Annotated in this window: 2 protein-coding genes; both read right to left on the bottom strand. The window is 38.0% G+C overall.

Annotated features, from left to right (window positions below):
* Nucleotides 1–31: 31 nt before the first annotated feature.
* A complete protein-coding gene (locus QUB25_RS29690; RefSeq protein WP_333189065.1) occupies nucleotides 32–715 on the bottom strand; it encodes an ISL3 family transposase in 684 nt (227 codons plus the stop codon).
* 17 nt (nucleotides 716–732) lie between these two features.
* Nucleotides 733–1,040 (bottom strand): helix-turn-helix domain-containing protein (locus tag QUB25_RS29695; RefSeq protein WP_333189067.1); only part of this gene is annotated, 308 nt, incomplete at its 5' end.

Raw genomic sequence — 1,040 nt, forward strand, 5'->3', positions numbered from 1 at the left:
GGGTCTTCTGGGTTGGCGGTGATAAGAAAGACTAATTAGAAAAGCAAGCTAATAGTCGATCTCGAAAATTGTCAAAATTAACAAATCCATAGGCTTGACGTTTAATCAGTTTGAGACGATTGTTGATTCCCTCCATAACACCACTCGTTGTTCGGTTCAAGAAATAGTTACAAATTCCATCGATATGATTGCGAAGCATGGTTAGGGTATCACTGTAAATTGGTTGTGCTTTCTTAATCCATTCAAGCAGTGATTCTTTCCCCTCTGACACACTATGATGACTTTCAAAAATCTCTCTGAATTCTTCTTTTAATTCATAGGCAAGCTTAAGACGCTTAGATTGACTTAAAACTGTAGCCAATTTAACCCCTTCCTCTTCTTTTAAATCTACACCATTTTTCAGGACAATAAATCGGCTACCTTTTCTTTTAATATTGCATTGTATTCGGATTTTATTCAATTCCTCATTCACATATTTCATCACATGAAATCGGTCATATACCACAATCGCATTCGGAAAAACTTCTTGGATTACTTTGGGAAAACCACCCCACATATCTACACTCACTTCTAACACCTGCTCGCGAACCTCAATCGGTTGCTGAATAAGGACTTCCATGATACCTTGCTGTTCGTGACTGTCGATCACTTCAATCAATTGACTTTGGTCAATATCGGAAACTACAGTCACAAAATCTTGATGCCCTTTTCTCATACTAATTTCATCGATACTCAGACGTTTAACCGCTCCCCATGAGGCTTTTTTACTTGTGAACGCTGATGATTAAAAATTCCTTGAATCTGATCCCAACTTAATTCTTCCTCTCGTTTTACCTGTGACACTGTTGTCACCTGAACACGGTGATAAATATACTCCTCATATCGTTGAGTATAGCGCCGACCTTCATCAACAAAACACAGTTGCTCTGTGAAATATTTTTGACAATTTTTACAGTAGTATTGGCGACGAGGAATTTCCAATTCGATTAACTGACCTGAAATCGGTAAATCTCGAATCAAGATTGTCCGAATCTGATGGA

Origin of the sequence: Microcoleus sp. B3-D7, from assembly GCF_036705305.1 — a bacterium.
Taxonomy (GTDB): domain Bacteria; phylum Cyanobacteriota; class Cyanobacteriia; order Cyanobacteriales; family Microcoleaceae; genus Microcoleus.

Excerpts from the sequence above, each read along its gene's own strand:
- QUB25_RS29690 (WP_333189065.1), bottom strand. The coding sequence starts at position 715 with ATGAGAAAAGGGCATCAAGATTTTGTGACTGTAGTTTCCGATATTGAC.